Here is an 18,150-nt window from a genome sequence, read left to right on the forward strand (position 1 = left end):
CTTCGCCGGGGTGGTGCTTGGTTATGCCGTCTCGATCACGGATAACTCACCGTCTTAGGAATCGCCGGAATCTCGATCCATTCCTTCTCGTCGCCGGGGACTTTCGGGAATTCCCCCGCGGTCCAGGCGCGCTTGGCTTCGTCGATGCGGTCGCGGCGCGAGCTGACGAAGTTCCACCAGACGTGGCGCGGGGTCGTGAACGCGTCGCCGCCGCACAGCATCGCGCGGCCGCCGCTCGCCGAGCGCAATGTCGCCGAAATGCCGGGGCGCAGCACGTAGAGGACCTGCGGCTCGAGGGGCACGCCTTCCAGTGTCGCCTCGCCCATGGCGAGGTAGATCGCGCGTTCCTCGGCGGCGGCGTCGATCGGGACGCTGGCGCCGGGGTCGAGCGCGATGTCGGCGTAGATCGTGCCCGAATAGGTCGTGGTCGGTGCGCTCTGGCCCCAGAGGCTCCCCATGATGATCCGCGAGCGCGCGCCGTGCGCCTCGATCATCGGCAGATCGGCCTTGGTGACGTGTTCGAAGGCGGGGTCCATTTCCTCCTTCGCCTCGGGCATGGCGAGCCAGGTCTGGATGCCCGACAGGTTCGGTCCCTCGGCGCGTTCGTCGCCGGGCGAGCGTTCGGAATGGACGATGCCGTGCCCCGCGGTCATCAGGTTGACCGCGCCGGGCTCGATCCGTGCCTTGGTGCCGAGCGAATCGCGGTGGTCGATCGCGCCGTCGAACAGATAGGTGACGGTCGACAGGTTGATGTGCGGATGCGGGCGCACGTCGATGCCGCCGCCGACCGGCAAATGCGCGGGGCCCATCTGGTCGAAGAACAGGAACGGGCCGACCATCGTGCGCTCGCGGTTGGGCAGCGTGCGGTGGACCTTGAAGCCGCCCAGGTCGTGCGTGGACGGCAGGATCGTCTGGAGGACGAAATCATCGAGCATGGCGCGGCTCCGTGGCGTCGAGGAGTTCGACGAGGTCCGCTGGATAGATGACTTCGTCATGGGCCGCGATGTCGGATCTGGAAAACCAGCGGTGACCGACGAGCAGCAGTTCCTCCTGCGCGGTAAGGCCGCCCGCCGCGACCTCGCAGCTGTCGACATCGACGCGGAAATAGCGTTCGTCGGCGGTCACCTCGGTCCCCTCGAAGGTGCGGAAGTCGACGACGCGGCGCGCGACCTCGGGGCCGCAGTCGATGTCGAGGCCGACCTCTTCCCACAATTCGCGGCGCGCGGCGGCGGCGAAGCTCTCGCCCGGATCGACCGCGCCGCCGGGGGTGCACCACAAGGGCGGGCGATCATTGGGGGTGAAACGGAACAGCAGCGCGCGGTCCTGCGCGTCGACCAAGAGGATGCGTGCAGCGGGGCGTGGGGTTCGGGTCATCGATCCTCCCCCGCCAGGGGGAGGTGGCAGGCGTAGCCTGACGGAGGGGGCGGACACGGAACGATAGCGGACCGCATACCGCCCCCTCCGTCAGCCTGCGGCTGCCACCTCCCCCTGGCGGGGGAGGATTTGGTGGTGCTCATTCCGAATCCAGCTCGGGATAATGGCGGAAGATGCCGTCGGTGTTGAACGCGATACGACGGTCGCTGTTAAGGTACGCGCGGACGGCGGGGATCTCGGCGACCTGGTCGCGGATCCGGGTCAGGTTGGGATAGTCCGGCTCGAGCGTCTTCATCCGCCGCGGGAACATGTAGCGCAGGCCCTCGACGATCTGGAACAGCGAGGTGTCGCAATAGGTCCAGCGATGGTCGATCAGCCAGTCACCGGGATTGGCCTCGACCGCGTCCTCGAAATGGCCGAGGAATTTCGGCAGCCGTTCCTCGCGGAACTGCTTCGCGGCGCGGGCGGCCTCGGGCTTCTGGTCGTCGTAATAGTCCATCATCGCGACCGGGTGGTGGACGTTGTGGACCTCCGCCACGAGGTCGGCGATCGTCAGCTGCAGCTGGTTGAGCCACAGCCGGTCGGCCATCCCCGAGGGCGCGAGGTCGTGGCGCTCGCCGAGATACATCAGGATGTTGGCGACCTGCGCGATCACGCGGCCCCCCGTGTCGAGATAGGGTGGCGCGAACGGCACGCGACCGCTCCGCGCCTCCATGTCGGCCATCAGCCCCTCTTCGCCGGAATCGCGGGCGCGGTCGACATAGGGTATCTCGGCGGCTTCGAGCGCGAGGCGGACGAACTCGCCACGCCCCTGGATCGAGGGCCAGTACCAGAGGTCATAGGCCATCGCGTCAGTCTCCGGGTGCACTGGCCTTGATGGCGAGCGCGTGTATCCGTTCGCTCAACAGATCGGCGAGCGCTTGGTTCACGAGCCGCTGGCGCGCGACGCGGTTGAGCCCGGCAAAGGCGGCGCTCTCGACCTCGACGCGGAAATGTGATTCGCCGGTGCCGTCGTCGCCCATATGGCCGGCATGGGACGCGCTCTCGTTGAGCACGACGAGGCGGGTGGGCTGAAGCGCCGCGCTGAGGCGGGCGGTGATCTGGTCCTGGACGGAGCCGGTGGCGAGCATGGTCATCCTTCCTATATACCCCGTTTGGCAAGCGCGGGGAGCCGGTGGCGAACGAACGTAAGGAAAGACCGAGCCCGAGGTTTCACGGGCGAGTCGAGAATACAGGCCGGCAGTGCATGTTCGGTGCCTGTGACGAGCCGGGCGAATTCCGCGCGCCGCCCTTGGAAGGCGCGAGCGACGGCGGGCCGCCCAAATTCCGCTGGTTCTGCCTCGAGCATGTCCGCGCGTTCAACGCGGGGTATAATTTCTTCGACGGGATGACCGCCGACGAGATCCACCATGCGCAGCGGCCGATGGCGGGATGGGAGCGCGAGACGCGCGCGTTCGCGCATGCGGGTGGTGACACGCCGCCGAAATGGGCGGACTTTTCCGATCCGATCGACGCGATCGGCGCGCGGTTCGGCGAGCGGGTGGCAGCGGCGCGCAAGGACGGCCGCGCACTGAGCGACGGCGAGCGGCGCGCGCTCAAGGTGCTGGGACTGGGGACCGATGTCGACCGGACGGGCCTCAGGAAACGCTACAGCGAGCTGGTGCGGCGATTCCACCCCGACCGCAACGGCGGCGACCGCGCGCACGAGGGGGAGCTGCAGAAGGTGATCGCGGCGTATCAGCAACTGAAGGGGGCGAAGGCGTTCGCGTGACCTAATCCTCCCCCGCCAGGGGGAGGTGGCGACGGAGGGGGCGGACACGGAACGGAGGTGACCGCCGCCCGCCCCCTCCGTCAGGCTGCGCCTGCCACCTCCCCCTGGCGGGGGAGGATAGAGACTAGCGCAGGACCTGCGACACGCCGTCGATCACGAACTGCACGGCGAGAGCGGCGAGCAGCACGCCCAGCAGCCGGGTGATCACCGCCTCGATCTTCGCGCCGAGGATGCGCATGATCGGGCCGGCGGCGAGCAGCGCGACGAGCGTCAGCAGCAGGATCGTGCCCATCGCGGCGAGCACCACCAGGGTGCGCTCGATCCCGTCGTTGCGGCTCATCAGCAGCATCACCGACGCGATCGAGCCCGGCCCCGCGATCATCGGCATCGCCATCGGGAAGATCGAGACGTCGTCCGCCTCGGGATCCTCGGCGACCTTGGCGGCGCGGTCCTCGCGGCGCTGGGTGCGCTTCTCGAACACCATTTCGAGCGCGATCAGGAACAGCATGATGCCGCCGGCGATGCGGAAGCTGGCCAGGCTGATGCCGAGCCCGCGCAGCAGATCCTCGCCGAACAGCGCGAAGACGAGCAGGATCGCGGTCGAGACGCCGACCGCGCGGAACGCCATCGCGCGCCGCTGCGCGGGCGGCGCCGCGGCGGACAGGCCCGCATAGATCGGCGCGCAACCCGGCGGATCGATCACCACGAAGAAGGTGATCAGCGACGAGACGAAGAGTTCTAGCACGCGCCCGAATCCCCGGCTGCATCCCCGGCCGAGTCCACCGCGTCGATATCGATCGCGACGGCTTCGCGGCGGGCGGCGGAGACCAGCGTATTGCGCAGCAGCACCGCGATCGTCATCGGGCCGACGCCGCCGGGCACCGGGGTGATCGCGCCGGCGACCTGCGACGCGCTGGCGAAGTCGACGTCGCCGACCAGTCCGGCCTCGGTGCGGTTGATTCCGACGTCGATCACGGTCGCGCCGGGCTTGATCCAGTCACCGGTGACCATCTGGGGGATGCCGACCGCGGCGACGACGATATCGGCGGCGCGGACATGCGCCTTCGCGTCGTGGGTGCGGCTATGGACAATCGTGACGGTGCAGCTTTCCGCGAGCAGCAATTGCGCCATCGGCTTGCCGACGATGTTCGAGCGGCCGATCACGACCGCCTCGAGCCCCGAGAGTTTCGGGTGAATGCTTTTCAGCAGCATCAGGCAGCCGAGCGGCGTGCAGGGCACGAACCCCGGCAGCCCGGTCGCGAGCCGGCCGGCGTTGATGGGATGGAAGCCGTCGACGTCCTTGTCGGGGTCGATCGCCGATATCACCGTCTGCGCGTCGATGTGCTTTGGCAGCGGCAGCTGGACGAGGATGCCGTCGACGCCCGGATCGGCGTTGAGATCGGCGACCAGCGCCAGCAGGGTCTCGGCGGGCACGTCGGCGGGCAGGCGATGCTCGATGCTCTGCATCCCGGCGTCGCGCGTGGCCTTGCCCTTCGAGCGGACATAGACGGCGGAGGCCGGATCCTCGCCGACCAGCACGACCGCGAGGCCCGGCGCGCGGCCTGCCTCGGCGTGGAACTCGGCAACGCCGGTGGCGATGCGGGCGCGTAAGCGGGCGGCGAACGCCTTGCCGTCGATGATGGTCGCACTCATGCGCCCGTCCCATAGAGACCGGCGGCGATTTCCGCCAGCGCGTGCGGGTCGCCGGCGACGTGCAGCCGTTTCACGCGCGACGTCTGGCCCGCGACGAGCGTCACCGCGCGCTTCGCCACGCCGAACTGCCTGGCGACCAGCGCGAGCAACGCCGCATTCGCCGCGCCGTCGACCGGCGCCGCGGCGAGCCGCGCGGCGAGATGGTCGGGCGTCCCCGCGCTCAGCAAATCGCGCCCGCCGCGCGGCGTGACGCGGACCGCGACGACCAGCCCGTCGCCGACGATGCGCCAGGGATCAGTTGACGGTGGTGAGATAGTTCGCGGCGATGCTGGGGATGACGATGTTGCTGAGGATGTAGACGATCAGCAGCACCACCATCGGCGACAGGTCGAGTGCGCCGAAATCGGGGAGGATGCGCCGGATCGGGCGATAGAGCGGCTCGGTCATCCGCTGCAGTGCGGTCCAGACGGTGCGGACCATGTCGCTGTGCGTGTTGATGACGTTGAACGCGATCAGCCACGACAGGATCGCCTGGACCACGATGATCCACCACACGACGTTGAGCAGCAGCTGGAGGATCTGGAGGATGGCGAGCAAGGACGGTCTCCGCGAGGTGTTGGTTCGAGTATAGGACGCGCGGGGGGTTGGGAGAAGAGGGCATGCCGGCCGCTTCGTCATCCCGGGCATCGTCGTGATGCCGGGCGCTTCGTCATCCCGGGCTCGTCCCGGGATCCAGAGTCACAGGCGGCGCCCCCGGTTACCCGGGATCCCCGGACGAGCCCGGGATGACGGGGGACGAGCGTACCCTCCCCTCCCTGGAAGGGAGGGGTCGGGGGTGGGTTGCTCTCGGGGGAACGCCGCACCCGCCTCGGACCGACCCACGCCCAGCCCCTCCCTTCCAGGGAGGGGAGGACGCCACCCCCCCCCGCCGTCATGCCAGCGCAGGCTGGCATCTCGTGCGGCGGCCCGGGGCGCTGCAACGGGAGACCCCAGCCTTCGCTGGGGTGACGGTAAGGGGTGGGCGCCCCTTGGGATCGCTAGCGGTGGGCGGTGCTTACCGCCCGCGCGGCGTGCAGCTGACGAGCGTGCCGGCGCCCTGCCTGGTGAAGATCTCGAGCAGCATCGCGTGGGGCACGCGGCCGTCGATGATCACCGCGGCGTCGACGCCGGACTGGACCGCGGCGACGCAGGTTTCGAGTTTCGGGATCATGCCCCCGGTGATCGTGCCGTCGGCGCGCAGTTCGGCGACCTTCGCCGGGTCGAGGTCGGTGAGCAGTTCGCCCTGCTTGTCGAGCACGCCGACGATGTCGGTCAGCAGGAAGAAGCGCGCCGCCCCCATCGCCGACGCGATCGCGCCTGCCATCGTGTCGGCGTTGATGTTGTAGGTGTGGCCGTCGGCGCCGATGCCGATCGGCGCGACCACCGGGATGATCCCGGCCTGCAGCAGCGTGTCGAGGATCTTGCGGTCGACCGCGATCGGCTCGCCGACGAAGCCGAGGTCGACGTGACGCTCGATCCCCTGCAGCCGGTCGGGCTCGCGGGCACTGCCGACCTTCTGTGCGAGGACGAGGCCGGCATCCTTGCCCGAGATGCCGACCGCGCGGCCGCCCGCCTGGCCGATCCAGCCGACGATTTCCTTGTTGATCGAGCCGGCGAGGACCATTTCGGCGATCTGCGCGGTCTCCGCATCGGTGACGCGCAGCCCGTCGACGAAGCGCGATTCGACGCCGAGCCGCTTGAGCATCGCGCCGATCTGCGGGCCGCCGCCGTGCACGACGACGACGTTGATCCCGACCGCCTTCAGCAGCACCATGTCCTCGGCGAAGTCGCGCTGCAGCTCGGGATCGCCCATCGCATGGCCGCCATATTTCACGACGAAGGTCTTGCCGGCATAGCGTTGCAGATAGGGCAAAGCTTCGGTCAGCGTCTCCGCCTTGGCGAGCAGGGCGGGATCGGGCGTGTGGTCGGTCATTGCCGCGCTTTAGCGAGGCGCAACGCGCGCGTCATCAACCGCTGTTGCGCAGGCCGGTCGCGATCGCGTTGATCGACAGCAGGATCCCCTCGCCGATCCGCGGATCTTCCTCCCCCGCGCGGCGGCGCTTGATCAGCTCGATCTGGAGCAGGTTGAGCGGTTCGATATAGGGCAGGCGCAGGCGGATCGAGGTGTCGAGCGCGGGGTGCTTTTCGAGCAGCCGCGACTGGCCGGTGATTTCCAGCAGCCCGTCATGCGTCTGGTGCCAGGCGTCGCGGATCGTGCCGAAGATGCCGCGGAGGTCCGGATCCTCGACCAGCTCGGCATAGCGCGCGGCGATGCCGATGTCCGACTTCGCCAGCACCATCTCGAGATTGGCGAGCGCGGACGCGAACAACGGCCAGCCCTGCGCCATCTCGACGAGCAGCGCCTTGTCGGGATGCGCGGCGATCGCCTGCCCGACGCCGTACCATCCCGGCAGCATCACGCGTGCCTGTGCCCAGCTGAACACCCAGGGGATGGCGCGGAGGTCCTCGATCCGGTCGGACTTGGTGCGGCTGGCGGGGCGGCTGCCGATCTTAAGCCCGGCGATCTCGGCGATCGGCGTCATCTGGCGGAAGAAGGTGCGGAAACCGTCGGTGCCGTAGACGAGGTCGCGGTAGCTGCGGAACGCGGTGTCGCTCAAGCGATCCATCGCGCCCGAGAATTGCGCGTTGTCGGCGTTGGAGAGGCGTTCGGGTTCGAGGCTGGCGAGCAGCGTGGCGGACGCGATCGCCTCCAGGTTGGTCATCGCGGCATCTCTCGTACCGTATTTGGCGGCGATGACCTCGCCTTGTTCGGTAATGCGGATGCGGCCCTGCACGGTGCCCGGCGGCTGCGCGCGGATCGCGGTGAAGGCCGACCCGCCGCCCCGCCCGACCGCGCCGCCGCGACCGTGGAACAGCTGCATGCCGACGCCGGCGTCTGCGAACACCGGCTTCAGCGCGGTCGACGCCTTGGACAGCTGCCAGGTCGAGGTGAGGTAGCCGCCGTCCTTGTTGCTGTCCGAATAGCCGATCATCACTTCCTGATGCCCGCGGTGCCGCGCGATTTCGGCAATCTCGGGGAGCGCGAACCACGCGGTCATCACGCCGGGTGCGGCCTGCAGATCCTCGATCGTCTCGAACAGCGGGATCGCCATGATCGCCGCGGTCGGATGGTCGCCGGGACGGTAGAGCCCGGCTTCCTTGAGCAGCAGGTTCACCTCGAGCAGGTCGCTGACCGACTGCGCCATCGAGACGATGTAGTTGACGATGCACGCCGGGCCGTAGGTCGCGTGCGCGGTCGCGGCGGCCTGGACGATCGCGAGTTCGCCCGCGGTTTCGTCGCTGTAGTCGGCGAAGCGCGAGGTGAGCGGGCGGGCGTTGGCGAGCTCGCGGCGCAGCAGCGCGACGCGCGCGTCCTCGTCGAGCGCGAGATAGTCGGCCTCGACGCCCGCGACCTTGAACAGCTCGGCGACGACGCGTTCGTGGACCGCGCTGTTCTGGCGCATGTCGAGCGTGGCGAGGTGGAAGCCGAACGTCTCGACGCCGCGGATCAGCCGGCCGAGCGCGCCGCCGCTGGCGAGCGTGCCGCTGCCGCCGCTCGCCAGACCGTGCGCGATCGCGACCAGATCGGTGCGCAGCGCCTGCGGATCGGGATAGGCCTCGCCGGTCAGCCGGCCGGGGCGCGGTGCGGGCTTGCCGGTGAGCGCGAGATGCGTGGCGGCGAGCCGCGCGTAAATGCCCGACAGCGCGCGGCGATAGGGTTCGTCGCTGCGGCTCTGCGCGGTATCGCCGCTGGCGTCGGCGAGGGCTGCGACCGCGGGGTCGAGCGCGGCGTGTTCGGTCGAGATCGACAGTTCGGCGCCGAGCGCGTGGATCGCGTCGAGATAGTAACCGAGGACCGCCTCGCTCGCCTTTGCCAGCGCGGCCTTGAGCGAGTCGGCGGTGACATAGGGGTTGCCGTCGCGGTCGCCGCCGATCCAGCTGCCGGGCTTGAGGAAGCTCGGGGACCGCGCGCCGAGCGCGCGGTCCCAGCGCTGGTAGAGCGCGGGGAGCGCGGGGAGGAACACGTCACGCAAATAGCTGAGCGCGGTGTCGACCTCGTCGGTGACGTAGAGCCGGTCGCGGCGCAGCACGCGCGTCTGCCACAGCAGCGCGATCTGGCGGCGGATGCCGTCCTCGACGCCGTCGCCGTCTGGCGTGGTCTCGCGGCCGGCGTCGCGCATCGCCATCAGCTCGGCGATGCGGTTGCGGTGATCGATCATGCTTTTCCGCCGCACCTCGGTCGGGTGCGCGGTGAGCACGGGGGCGATCAGTGCGTGGTCGAGCAGTTGCCGGACCTGCGCGCGGTCGATCCCCGCGGCGTCGAGCTGCGCGAGCGCGGAGGCGAGGTCGGCGCCCTGTTCGCCGGTGATCCCCTGGCGATCCTCGGCGAGGTTGGCGAGCATCGAGAACAGCATGAAGCCGCGAACGAAATCGAGCGTCTCGTCGAGGTCGAGCCGTTCGAGGCTGAGATCGACCGCGTCGTCGGACGCGTTGCCGCGGTGGCGCTCGACCGACGCCTTGCGGATCGCCTCGGTCGCCTCGAACAGCCGCTCGCCGCCATAGGCGCGGATGACGTCCCCCAGCAGGGCGCCGAGGAAGCGGATGTCGGAGGTGTTCGCGATCGGGGGGAGGCTTGCCATGGCGATATGCTGCGCTGCGGTGTCCGCGAGGTCAACCGGGGGGATGGCGATCTACCCTGCTCCCCTCCCTCCAACCGTCACCCCAGCGCAGGCTGGGGTCTCCCGTTGCAGCGTCCCGTGCTCACCGCGAAAGATGCCAGCCTGCGCTGGCATGACGGTGCGGGTAGCGGTGCATCAGATCCTCCCCCGCCAGGGGGAGGTGGCGGGCGCAGCCCGACGGAGGGGGCGGCAAGGGTAATTAGCGTTCCGTGTCCGCCCCCTCCGTCACCTGCGGTGCCACCTCCCCTGGCGGGGGAGGATTGCAGGCGTCAGCGCTTGCGCGAGGCCTGGCGTTCCTCGGTGGTGACGGTGCCGTCGTGGTTGAGATCCATCGCGTCGAAGCGCGCGAGCATGCCTTCGCTGAACTCGATCGCGGAGATCTCGCCGTCCTTGTTGCGGTCGAGCGCCTGCAGCCGCGGGGCGTTGCGCGCGGGGAGTTCGTCCTTGCCGATCTTGTCGTCGCCGTTGCGGTCGAGCGCACGGAAGCGGCGCTCCATCGAGCTGCCGTAGTCGAGCCGCGAGGTGACCGAGGGCGGCACGAACCCGGCCGCCTTCGCGTCCGCCTGCGCGCGCGCTTCCTTCTTGTCGCCGCAGCCTGCCAGCAGCAGCCCCGCGGCAAAAGCCGCTCCGATCATCACGCGCATATCTATTCTCCCGAAGTACCGGCGGCGCTCACGCTTCCAGTTCGACGTCCCAATAGAGCCAGTCGTGCCAGGTTTGGTGCAAATAATTGGGTGGGAAGCGCCGGCCATGTTCCTGGAGGTGCCAGTTGGTCGGCCGGATCGGTTCGAGATGCAGCGGCATCGCGGCCTGTTTCGGCGTCCGCCCGCCCTTTTTGAGGTTGCACGGCGCACAGGCGGTGACCACGTTTTCCCAGGTGGTGCGGCCCCCCTGCGCGCGCGGGATGACGTGGTCGAAGGTCAGGTCCTTCGGCTTGCCGCAATATTGGCAGGCGAACTTGTCGCGCAGGAACAGGTTGAAGCGGGTGAAGGCGGGAAATTGCGACGGACGGACGAATTGCTTGAGCGCGATGACCGAGGGCAGTTTCAGCGCGAAGCTGGCGCTGCGCACCTCGCGCTCGTAATTGGCGACGATGTCGACGCGGTCGAGGAACACCGCCTTGACCGCGGTCTGCCAGGGCCACACGCTGAGCGGATAATAGGAAAGCGGCGTATAATCGGCATTGAGCACGAGCGCCGGGCATCCGTCCGGATGGCGCATAAGGTCGGGGTGAAACACGGCTTCTCCCACTCAGGCTTCGCGTAAGGACGCCAATGACGCACCGCGATGACACGAGCATGACAGCACGGAGCGCCGCCACCGGTCAAGTCGTCACGCGGTTCGCGCCGAGCCCGACCGGGCGGCTGCACCTGGGCCATGCGGTATCGGCGATCCGCGCGCATGATTTCGCGAGGGCGCGCGGCGGGCGGTTCGTGCTCAGGATCGAGGATATCGACGGCACGCGCAGCCGCGCGGAGCATGTCGCGGGGATCCTGGAGGACCTGCGCTGGCTCGGGCTCGACTGGGACGAACTGGTGATCCAGTCGGAGCGGCTGGCCGTCCATGCCGAAGGGCTGGAGCGGCTGAAGGCGATGGGGCTGGTCTACCCGTGCGTCTGCACACGTGCGGAAATCGCGGCGAGCGCGTCGGCGCCGCAGGGCGATGCGGCGGCGGTCTATCCGGGGACGTGCCGGCGGCATCCCCCGGTGCCGGGCGATCGGCCCTGTTGCTGGCGGCTCGACATGGCGGCGGCGCTTGCCAGCACGGGCCCGTTGACATGGCACGACGCGACCGCAGGCGTCGTCGTCGCGGATGCGGCGGCGCAGGGCGACGTCGTGCTGGCGCGCAAGGACGCGCCGTCGAGCTATCACCTCGCGGTGACGATCGACGATGCCGCGCAGGGCGTGACCGACGTGGTGCGCGGCGTCGACCTGTTCGACGCGACGCATGTCCACCGCGTGCTGCAGGCGCTGCTCGGGCTGCCGGTGCCGGCGTATCACCACCATCCGCTGGTGACCGGAGCGGACGGGCGGCGGCTGGCGAAGCGCGACGGCGCGCCGACGCTGGCGGCGCGAAGGCTGGCGGGGGAAGATGGCCTGGGTCTGGCCGAACGGCTGCGCATCGATCCTCCCCTGCAAGGGGAGGTGGCTGGCGCAGCCAGACGGAGGGGTGACCCGCTCTCGATAGGGTGACACCCCTCCGTCAGTCCTGCGGACTGCCACCTCCCCTTGCAGGGGAGGATGAGACCGATTGCACCACCCCCGCCAGTCGCTACATACCCCCCATGCGCATCCTGATCCTCTGCCCGCTCTTGTGTCTGCTCGCATGCGGGCAGCCGGGGGTCGACGACGCGATCGACGCGGTGCGCGGCGAAGTGATCGAATCGCCCTCCGCGCGGTTCCGCGACGTCGTGCCGTGCCCGTCGGGCAAGGGCTATTACGGGATGGTCAATTCCAAGAACGTGAAGCGCGAATATATGGGCTACCAGCCCTTCATCTATGCCGAGGGCAATGCCGCGCTGTACGAGAGCCAGATGGAATATCAGCAGCTCCGCCTGCTGTGCGCGGTGAAGAAGGCGTAATTCCACCCCGGCGCCCACCCCGGCGAAGGCCGGGGCCCAAATGGGAAGGCCCAGGGAGTTGGGCGCTGCCCTCCGTTACCATCGTTCCCCAATTGGGCCCCGGCCTTCGCCGGGGTGGTACATGGCGTGGGACGTGGGCCTACCCATTGCTACCCCACCAGCGCGCGCCTAGATTGTCGCCATGAACACCTTCCTCGTCATCCTCCTGGTCGCGGCGATGATCGCGACTCTCGTTGCCCTCGTGCGCGGGATCGTCGCGTTCCTGCAGGAGGGCACGCAGGCGGTGAAGGACGGCAGTGGCCCGAGCACGGCGCAGCTGAAATCGAACCGGATGATGCAGCAACGCATCTTCTTCCAGGCGATCGCGATCCTGATCGTCGTCGTCATCCTGTTCGCCGCCGGCCGCACCTGAGCCCTTCGCCATGGTCAAGCTGAACAGCATCTACACGCGGACCGGCGACGACGGCACCACGGGGCTGGTCGACGGATCGCGCGTGTCGAAGGCGGAGGCGCGGATGCAGGCGATCGGCGATGTCGACGAGGCGAACAGCGCGCTGGGCATCGCGACGGTCGCGCTGGCCGACCATGCCATCGCGCCCGAGCTCGAGCGGATCCAGAACGACCTGTTCGATCTGGGCGCCGACCTCGCGACGCCGGGCACGGACTTCGCGCCCTCCCAGATGGTGCTGCGGATCGTGCCCGCGCAGGTCGAGCGGCTGGAGCGCGCGATCGATTCGATGAACGAGACGCTGTCGCCGCTGCGCAGCTTCATCCTGCCGGGCGGGTCGGCGGGTGCCGCCGCGCTGCACCTGGCGCGCGCGATCACGCGGCGCGCGGAGCGGTCCGCGGTGGCGGTCTCGGAGCCGGTGAACCCGGCGGCGCTCGCCTATATCAACCGGCTTTCCGATTTCCTGTTCGTCGCGGCGCGACACGTGAACCAAAATGGCGCCGGAGACGTTTTGTGGAAGCCGGGCGCCACGCGCGGTTGAGACCCCGCGCGGTCGAACAGAAAGACCGCTGATGGCTGACCGCCCCGCCCTTGCCCCCGCTCCCCTGTCCGCTCTCGCCGCACGCTTCAGCGCGGTGCGCGACCTGTCGCTGGCGCTCGCCGCGCCCTTGTCCGATGCCGATGCGACGGTGCAGTCGATGCCCGACGCGTCGCCGACCAAATGGCACCTCGCGCACACGACCTGGTTCTTCGAGACGTTCGTGCTGCGCGACCATGTGCCGGGCTATGTGCTGCACGATTCGCGCTTCCCGTTCCTGTTCAACAGCTATTACGAGGCCGAGGGCCGCCGCCATGCGCGCGACCGCCGGGGCATGATCACGCGGCCGAACCTCGACGAGGTCCGCGCCTATCGCGCGGCGGTCGACGCCGCGCTGCTCGCCGCGCTGCCGTCGCTCGCGCCCGAGGTACAGACGCTGGTGGCGCTGGGGTGCCATCACGAGGAGCAGCACCAGGAGCTGCTGGTTACCGATATCTGCCACCTGCTCTCGGAAAACCCGCTCGAGCCCGCGATGTGGCCTGCTCCGCGCAAAGTGCCGGTCGAGATGCCGGGACCGGTCGGCTGGATCGAGCGTGCGGGCGGCATCGTCCAGGTCGGCCATGACGGCGACGGGTTCGCGTTCGACTGCGAAGGCCCGCGCCACGACGCGTTGCTCGTCCCCCACGCGATCGCCGACCGCACCGTTACCAACGGCGAATGGGCCGCGTTCATCGCCGATGGTGGTTATCAGGAAGCGCGTCACTGGCTCGCCGATGGCTGGGCATGGGTGAAGGCGGAGGGCATCGTCGCGCCGCTCTATTGGGAGCAGGGCGAAACGGGCTGGACGCGGTTCGGGCTCGACGGCCGCCGCGCGCTCGATCCCGCAGCGCCGGTCACGCATGTCAGCTTCTTCGAGGCCGACGCTTATGCCAGCTGGGCGGGTGCGCGCCTGCCGACCGAGTTCGAATGGGAGGCGGCCGCCGCCGCATACGACGCCAGCGGCGGCAACCAGCTCGATAGCGCCGGGCCGTGCGAACCGCGCCCCTCGGCGGACGGCCCGGCGTTTTTCGGCGATGTCTGGGAATGGACCGGCAGCGCGTACCGCCCCTATCCCGGCTTCAAGACCGCAGACGGCGCGGTCGGCGAGTATAACGGCAAGTTCATGAGCGGGCAGTTCGTGCTCCGCGGGGGCAGCTGCGCCACGCCGCGGGGGCATGCGCGCGCCAGCTATCGCAATTTCTTCTACCCGCACCAGCGCTGGCAGTTCACCGGCGTGCGGCTCGCAAAGGACCTTTGATGCTGAAGCCCGAAATCGAGGACGGCGAACAGACTCTCGCCGACCCGGCGTTTCGCGCCGACGTGCTGGCCGGATTCGAACGCCGCCCGCGCGCGATCCCCGCGCGCTGGTTCTACGACCGCCGCGGGTCGGAACTGTTCGAGGCGATCACCGACCTGCCCGAATATTATCCGACGCGGACCGAGGCTGGCATCCTGCGCACGGCGTGCCCCGAGGTCGCGGAGATCGCGGGCACGGGTCGCGCGGTGGTCGAGTTCGGATCGGGGTCGTCGACCAAGACGCCGATCCTGCTCGATGCGGTGGCGCCGTCGGTCTATGTACCGATCGATATCTCGGGCGATTTCCTGCGCGATTCCTCGCGCGTGCTGTCGGCGCAGTTCCCCGACCTGCTGGTGCTGCCGTTCGAGGCGGATTTCATGCGCCCGCTGAGCCTGCCACAGACGATCGCCGAGACGCCGAAACTGGGGTTCTTCCCGGGTTCGACGATCGGCAACATGATCCCGCTGATGGCGGTCGACCTGTTGCGGACGATGCGACAGTCGCTCGGGCTCGGCGCGATGCTGCTGGTGGGCATGGACCGGATCAAGGATCCCGACATCCTGGTACCCGCCTATGACGATGCGGCGGGCGTGACCGCGGCGTTCAACCGCAATCTGCTCGAGCGGATCAACCGCGAGCTGGGCGGCACGATCCCGGTCGACGCGTTCCGCCACCGCGCCATCTGGAACGACGACCGCGCGCGGATCGAGATGCACCTCGAGGCGACGCGCGACGTCGAATTCACGATCGACGGCCGGCCCTTCTCGATGGCGGCGGGCGAGACGATCCACACCGAGAACAGCCACAAATACGGCCAGCGCGACGCGAAGATCCTGCTGCGCTCGGGCGGCTGGACGCCGATCGCGGCGTGGAGCGACCCCGACGGGTTGTTCTCGCTGTACCTCGCCGAGGCGCAGGCGGAGCGGCCGGCGCCTTAACCATTGTCCGTCACCCCAGCGAAGGCTGGGGTCTCCCGTTGCGGCGTACCGCCCTCACCGCGGAAGATGCCGGCCTGCGCTGGCATGACGGACTTGGGACGACGGCGGTGGCACGCGTTCCGTCATCCCGGGCTTGTCCCGGGATCCAGGGTTTCAAACGATAGCGTCTGCGGCCCTGGATACCGGGACGAGCCCGGTATGACGGAGGACTACCGCCGCACCACCGTCGCGCGCCAGGTGCTGATGTAGTTCGGGTTCCCCCGGCATTCGCTCATCGCGCTCTGCTCCGACAGGCGCAGTGTCGTGCCGTCCCAGACATAGCTCTGCTGGACACCGCAATCGCCGATCCCGCGGCCCTTGGCGTAGCTGGTGAGCAGCCCGTCCCTGAACGCCCCGTTGACGACGCTGCGCACCGGGGTCTGCGAGTCCGCGCCGGTCTCGTCGAAGCCCGAGGGCGAATCGACCTCGGCGGGGGTCACCGCCTTGCCGTCGATCACGAACAGCGCGCCGATCAGATTGTACGCGCCGGTGGAGCAGGGCAGGATCACCAGCGTCTTGCCGCCGCCGACCGCATGCGCCTCGGGCGAGAGCACGCCGGTCTGGTCGTCGACCAGGTCGCACTCGGCCTGCTTGCGCATCGCGGCGAGCTGCGCCGCGGTCGGCGTCGCCGCCTCGCCCGTGATCGCCGGGGCGACGATGGTCGGCAGCACGGGCGCCTCGACGACCTTGGTGGACGTGCCCTTGGCGACCAAGGCGGTCGGCGTGCCGGCGCGGCCCTGCTCCGCATCGGCATAGCGCATCGCCGCCGCCGCGCCCTTGAGCGAGATCGTCGCGACCGCCTTGTCCTTGCGGTTGCGCAGTTCGAGGCGGCGGCCGGCGGGGAGCGCCTCCGCGATCGCCAGCGCCGATTCGGGCGTCAGCTTGGTCGCGATCTTCTTGCCGTCGACCCACAGGCTCGCCGGCCGGATCGCCTCGTCGCGCGAATCGATATAGACCTTGGTCTCGGCATCGCCTTCGCGGACGATGTTGAGCGTGACGTTGTCCGCCTCGCCCGCTTCGGGCAGCAGCGACGCCAGCGTGCAGCGCAGCCCGTTGTCGCAGCCGACCGCCCAGTCGCCGAACGTCTCGAGCGCGCCCTGCTTGGGCACCGCCTTGCTGTCGGCGACCGCGGCGGGAGGCGGCGACGGTGCCGCGGGCTCCGGCGCGGTCGCGTTATCGGCGGCCACGGCGTTGGGCGCGGCGGCGGGCGTGGGGTCGGGCGCGATGTCGGCGCTGGGCGGCGAACAGGCGGCGCCCGCGATGGACACGACGGAGAGCAGCAGCGGCAGGGCGAAACGGGTCATGGCACCCCGTTTAGCGGACTGCACAGCCGCGCCAAACCCGCTATCGGAGCCGCAGCGAAGAATCGAGAGGATCAAGATGCAGACCATAGGCGTGATCGGGGCAGGACAGATGGGCGCGGGGATCGCGCAGGTCTCGGCACAGGCCGGCTACCGCGTGCTGCTCGCCGACGTGTCGCGCGAGCGCGCCGAGGCGGGCAAGGCGGGGATCGCCAAGGCGCTGGCGCGGCTCGTCGAGAAGGAGAAGATCGTCGAGGACGCGCGGACGGCGACGCTCGCGAACATCGAGCCGGTCGACAGCGTCGCCGCGATGGGCGACTGCGCGATCGTCGTCGAGGCGGCGACCGAGCGCGAGGGCGTAAAGCGCGCGATCTTCGCCGAGGTGGCCAAGGTGCTCGGCCCCGACGCGATCCTGGCGTCGAACACCTCGTCGATCCCGATCACGCGGCTCGCCCAAGCCGCGCACGACCCGGCGCGGTTCATGGGTGTGCATTTCTTCAACCCCGTGCCGGTGATGCGCCCGATCGAGCTGATCCGCGGGCTCGCCACCTCGGACGCGACCGTCGCCGCGGTCGAGGCCTATGCGGAGCGCCTCGGCAAGCAGGTGGTGCACGCCAACGACGCGCCGGGCTTCATCGTCAACCGCGTGCTGATGCCGATGATCAACGAGGCGTGCTTCGCGCTGGGCGAGGGCGTGGCGAGCGTGCGCGATATCGATCTCGCCTGCCAGCTGGGGCTCAACCATCCGATGGGGCCGCTGACGCTCGCTGATTTCATCGGGCTCGACACGTGCCTCGAGATCACGCGCGTGCTGTTCGAGGGGACCGGCGATCCCAAATTCCGGCCGGCGCCGGTGCTGGTAAAATATGTCGAGGCGGGCTGGTTCGGGCGAAAGACCAAGCGCGGCTTCTACGATTATTCGGGCGCCGAGCCCGTGCCGACGCGGTGACGGACCAGCGAGGCTGGCCGTCGCTGCTGGGCGGCACCCTGCCCCCCGCCGCCGGCCGTACCGAGCGCGCGCGGGCGCGCGAGGCGGCGCGTGCCGAGAGCGCGCAGGCGCGCTCCGAGGCCGCGCTCGCCCGCGCCGAGGAACGCGCGGCGCAACGCCAGGCGCAGACCGAGGAGCGCGAACGGGCGCGGGCCGAGCGCGCACAGGCCGAGACCGCGGTGCTCGGCCTGCGCGCGTCGCAGCTGGGGATCGATACCGGGGTCAAGCTGACCACCGGGCGACGCCGGCGTACCGGCAAGCAGGAGCCCGGCACCGGGCGGCACGAGGAGCGCGATACGTCGTCCTACACGACGGTCGTCGAACCCGAACGGATCCGCGCGTTCGCAGGGCGTGGCGTCTCGGTCGCGGGGATCGCGGCGGCGTTCGGGGTGTCCGAGGCCGAGGTCGAGGCCGCACTGGAGTATCGCGACGCGGACTAGGGGTTGCCCCCCGCCCGTTCGCCCT

At 69.5% G+C, this 18,150-nt stretch carries 22 protein-coding genes; 9 read left to right on the top strand and 13 right to left on the bottom strand.

Going from position 1 to position 18,150, the window contains the following annotated elements:
- Positions 1–35: 35 nt before the first annotated feature.
- The 4 genes from FSB78_RS14895 to FSB78_RS14910 all read right to left on the bottom strand — a co-directional run bounded on the left by FSB78_RS14895 (position 36) and on the right by FSB78_RS14910 (position 2,510).
- A complete protein-coding gene (locus FSB78_RS14895) occupies positions 36–935 on the bottom strand; it encodes a pirin family protein (RefSeq protein WP_147083364.1) in 900 nt (299 codons plus the stop codon).
- Entirely contained in the window at positions 925–1,374 is a 450-nt protein-coding gene (locus FSB78_RS14900; protein ID WP_147083365.1) for an NUDIX hydrolase, read from the bottom strand. The genes FSB78_RS14895 and FSB78_RS14900 overlap by 11 nt, the downstream gene beginning before the upstream one ends.
- Before the next feature lie 139 nt (positions 1,375–1,513).
- A complete protein-coding gene (locus FSB78_RS14905; RefSeq protein ID WP_147083366.1) occupies positions 1,514–2,221 on the bottom strand; it encodes a glutathione S-transferase in 708 nt (235 codons plus the stop codon).
- A 4-nt stretch (positions 2,222–2,225) separates the two neighbouring features.
- Positions 2,226–2,510 carry a BolA family protein gene (locus tag FSB78_RS14910; RefSeq protein WP_147083367.1) on the bottom strand — a complete coding sequence of 95 codons (285 nt, stop codon included), beginning with the start codon at positions 2,508–2,510 and terminating at the stop codon, positions 2,226–2,228.
- Between the two features lie 110 nt (positions 2,511–2,620).
- Between FSB78_RS14910 and FSB78_RS14915 the strand changes: the two genes are divergently transcribed.
- Positions 2,621–3,145 (top strand): J domain-containing protein, encoded by a 525-nt coding sequence (locus tag FSB78_RS14915; protein ID WP_147083368.1) that lies wholly within the window; start codon positions 2,621–2,623, stop codon positions 3,143–3,145.
- A 124-nt stretch (positions 3,146–3,269) separates the two neighbouring features.
- On the opposite strand, the gene FSB78_RS14920 is transcribed toward FSB78_RS14915, so the two are convergent.
- The 8 genes from FSB78_RS14920 to FSB78_RS14955 all read right to left on the bottom strand — a co-directional run bounded on the left by FSB78_RS14920 (position 3,270) and on the right by FSB78_RS14955 (position 10,755).
- Entirely contained in the window at positions 3,270–3,890 is a 621-nt protein-coding gene (locus FSB78_RS14920) for a MarC family protein (protein ID WP_147083369.1), read from the bottom strand.
- A complete protein-coding gene (folD, locus tag FSB78_RS14925) occupies positions 3,884–4,798 on the bottom strand; it encodes a bifunctional methylenetetrahydrofolate dehydrogenase/methenyltetrahydrofolate cyclohydrolase FolD (protein WP_147083370.1) in 915 nt (304 codons plus the stop codon). Before folD ends, FSB78_RS14920 begins: the two co-directional genes overlap by 7 nt.
- Positions 4,795–5,112, bottom strand: a complete 318-nt coding sequence (locus FSB78_RS14930) for a DUF167 domain-containing protein (protein ID WP_147083371.1) — start codon at positions 5,110–5,112, stop codon at positions 4,795–4,797. Before FSB78_RS14930 ends, folD begins: the two co-directional genes overlap by 4 nt.
- Entirely contained in the window at positions 5,093–5,395 is a 303-nt protein-coding gene (locus FSB78_RS14935; RefSeq protein WP_242008331.1) for a YggT family protein, read from the bottom strand. The genes FSB78_RS14930 and FSB78_RS14935 overlap by 20 nt, the downstream gene beginning before the upstream one ends.
- 457 nt (positions 5,396–5,852) lie before the next feature.
- Positions 5,853–6,770 (bottom strand): acetylglutamate kinase, encoded by a 918-nt coding sequence (gene argB / locus FSB78_RS14940; protein ID WP_147083373.1) that lies wholly within the window; start codon positions 6,768–6,770, stop codon positions 5,853–5,855.
- A 34-nt stretch (positions 6,771–6,804) separates the two neighbouring features.
- On the bottom strand, positions 6,805–9,477 hold the full coding sequence (ppc, locus tag FSB78_RS14945) for a phosphoenolpyruvate carboxylase (protein ID WP_147083374.1): 2,673 nt from the start codon (positions 9,475–9,477) through the stop codon (positions 6,805–6,807).
- Positions 9,478–9,785: 308 nt separating this feature from the next.
- Positions 9,786–10,151 (bottom strand): EF-hand domain-containing protein, encoded by a 366-nt coding sequence (locus FSB78_RS14950; protein ID WP_147083375.1) that lies wholly within the window; start codon positions 10,149–10,151, stop codon positions 9,786–9,788.
- Between the two features lie 37 nt (positions 10,152–10,188).
- Positions 10,189–10,755 carry an HNH endonuclease gene (locus FSB78_RS14955; protein ID WP_147083376.1) on the bottom strand — a complete coding sequence of 189 codons (567 nt, stop codon included), beginning with the start codon at positions 10,753–10,755 and terminating at the stop codon, positions 10,189–10,191.
- A gap of 59 nt (positions 10,756–10,814) precedes the next feature.
- On the opposite strand from FSB78_RS14955, the gene gluQRS reads away from it, so the two are divergent.
- From gluQRS to egtD, 6 genes are all read left to right on the top strand, one after another.
- On the top strand, positions 10,815–11,708 hold the full coding sequence (gene gluQRS / locus FSB78_RS14960; RefSeq protein WP_147083377.1) for a tRNA glutamyl-Q(34) synthetase GluQRS: 894 nt from the start codon (positions 10,815–10,817) through the stop codon (positions 11,706–11,708).
- A 92-nt stretch (positions 11,709–11,800) separates the two neighbouring features.
- Entirely contained in the window at positions 11,801–12,097 is a 297-nt protein-coding gene (locus FSB78_RS14965) for a hypothetical protein (protein WP_147083378.1), read from the top strand.
- 181 nt (positions 12,098–12,278) lie between these two features.
- On the top strand, positions 12,279–12,509 hold the full coding sequence (locus FSB78_RS14970; RefSeq protein WP_147083379.1) for a twin transmembrane helix small protein: 231 nt from the start codon (positions 12,279–12,281) through the stop codon (positions 12,507–12,509).
- 10 nt (positions 12,510–12,519) lie between these two features.
- Positions 12,520–13,086 carry a cob(I)yrinic acid a,c-diamide adenosyltransferase gene (locus FSB78_RS14975; RefSeq protein ID WP_147083380.1) on the top strand — a complete coding sequence of 189 codons (567 nt, stop codon included), beginning with the start codon at positions 12,520–12,522 and terminating at the stop codon, positions 13,084–13,086.
- A 31-nt stretch (positions 13,087–13,117) separates the two neighbouring features.
- Positions 13,118–14,380, top strand: a complete 1,263-nt coding sequence (gene egtB, locus FSB78_RS14980; protein ID WP_147083381.1) for an ergothioneine biosynthesis protein EgtB — start codon at positions 13,118–13,120, stop codon at positions 14,378–14,380.
- Complete coding sequence (gene egtD / locus FSB78_RS14985) at positions 14,380–15,357, top strand: L-histidine N(alpha)-methyltransferase (protein ID WP_147083382.1); 978 nt, start codon at positions 14,380–14,382, stop codon at positions 15,355–15,357. Before egtB ends, egtD begins: the two co-directional genes overlap by 1 nt.
- 209 nt (positions 15,358–15,566) lie before the next feature.
- On the opposite strand, the gene FSB78_RS14990 is transcribed toward egtD, so the two are convergent.
- Entirely contained in the window at positions 15,567–16,700 is a 1,134-nt protein-coding gene (locus FSB78_RS14990) for a DUF1176 domain-containing protein (protein ID WP_147083383.1), read from the bottom strand.
- A 76-nt stretch (positions 16,701–16,776) separates the two neighbouring features.
- On the opposite strand from FSB78_RS14990, the gene FSB78_RS14995 reads away from it, so the two are divergent.
- Together FSB78_RS14995 and FSB78_RS15000 are read left to right on the top strand one after the other, a co-directional pair.
- Positions 16,777–17,646, top strand: coding sequence for a 3-hydroxybutyryl-CoA dehydrogenase (locus tag FSB78_RS14995; RefSeq protein ID WP_242008333.1), 870 nt, complete (start codon positions 16,777–16,779; stop codon positions 17,644–17,646).
- Positions 17,643–18,125 (top strand): hypothetical protein, encoded by a 483-nt coding sequence (locus tag FSB78_RS15000; protein ID WP_147083385.1) that lies wholly within the window; start codon positions 17,643–17,645, stop codon positions 18,123–18,125. The genes FSB78_RS14995 and FSB78_RS15000 overlap by 4 nt, the downstream gene beginning before the upstream one ends.
- Positions 18,126–18,150 lie beyond the last annotated feature (25 nt).

The organism is Sphingomonas ginsenosidivorax, assembly GCF_007995065.1.
In the GTDB taxonomy this organism is placed as follows: Bacteria; Pseudomonadota; Alphaproteobacteria; order Sphingomonadales; family Sphingomonadaceae; genus Sphingomonas; species Sphingomonas ginsenosidivorax.

What these genes read in the sequence shown, in the direction of transcription:
- FSB78_RS14975 (WP_147083380.1), top strand. Translation starts at nt 12,520, where the DNA reads ATGGTCAAGCTGAACAGCATCTACACGCGGACCGGCGACGACGGCACC.
- FSB78_RS14915 (WP_147083368.1), top strand. Translation starts at nt 2,621, where the DNA reads ATGTTCGGTGCCTGTGACGAGCCGGGCGAATTCCGCGCGCCGCCCTTG.
- egtD (WP_147083382.1), top strand. Translation starts at nt 14,380, where the DNA reads ATGCTGAAGCCCGAAATCGAGGACGGCGAACAGACTCTCGCCGACCCG.
- FSB78_RS14995 (WP_242008333.1), top strand. Translation starts at nt 16,777, where the DNA reads ATGCAGACCATAGGCGTGATCGGGGCAGGACAGATGGGCGCGGGGATC.
- FSB78_RS14900 (WP_147083365.1), bottom strand. Translation starts at nt 1,374, where the DNA reads ATGACCCGAACCCCACGCCCCGCTGCACGCATCCTCTTGGTCGACGCG.
- gluQRS (WP_147083377.1), top strand. Translation starts at nt 10,815, where the DNA reads ATGACAGCACGGAGCGCCGCCACCGGTCAAGTCGTCACGCGGTTCGCG.
- ppc (WP_147083374.1), bottom strand. Translation starts at nt 9,477, where the DNA reads ATGGCAAGCCTCCCCCCGATCGCGAACACCTCCGACATCCGCTTCCTC.
- FSB78_RS14905 (WP_147083366.1), bottom strand. Translation starts at nt 2,221, where the DNA reads ATGGCCTATGACCTCTGGTACTGGCCCTCGATCCAGGGGCGTGGCGAG.
- FSB78_RS14970 (WP_147083379.1), top strand. Translation starts at nt 12,279, where the DNA reads ATGAACACCTTCCTCGTCATCCTCCTGGTCGCGGCGATGATCGCGACT.
- FSB78_RS14950 (WP_147083375.1), bottom strand. Translation starts at nt 10,151, where the DNA reads ATGATCGGAGCGGCTTTTGCCGCGGGGCTGCTGCTGGCAGGCTGCGGC.
- FSB78_RS14965 (WP_147083378.1), top strand. Translation starts at nt 11,801, where the DNA reads ATGCGCATCCTGATCCTCTGCCCGCTCTTGTGTCTGCTCGCATGCGGG.
- FSB78_RS14895 (WP_147083364.1), bottom strand. Translation starts at nt 935, where the DNA reads ATGCTCGATGATTTCGTCCTCCAGACGATCCTGCCGTCCACGCACGAC.
- egtB (WP_147083381.1), top strand. Translation starts at nt 13,118, where the DNA reads ATGGCTGACCGCCCCGCCCTTGCCCCCGCTCCCCTGTCCGCTCTCGCC.
- argB (WP_147083373.1), bottom strand. Translation starts at nt 6,770, where the DNA reads ATGACCGACCACACGCCCGATCCCGCCCTGCTCGCCAAGGCGGAGACG.
- FSB78_RS14990 (WP_147083383.1), bottom strand. Translation starts at nt 16,700, where the DNA reads ATGACCCGTTTCGCCCTGCCGCTGCTGCTCTCCGTCGTGTCCATCGCG.
- FSB78_RS14910 (WP_147083367.1), bottom strand. Translation starts at nt 2,510, where the DNA reads ATGACCATGCTCGCCACCGGCTCCGTCCAGGACCAGATCACCGCCCGC.
- folD (WP_147083370.1), bottom strand. Translation starts at nt 4,798, where the DNA reads ATGAGTGCGACCATCATCGACGGCAAGGCGTTCGCCGCCCGCTTACGC.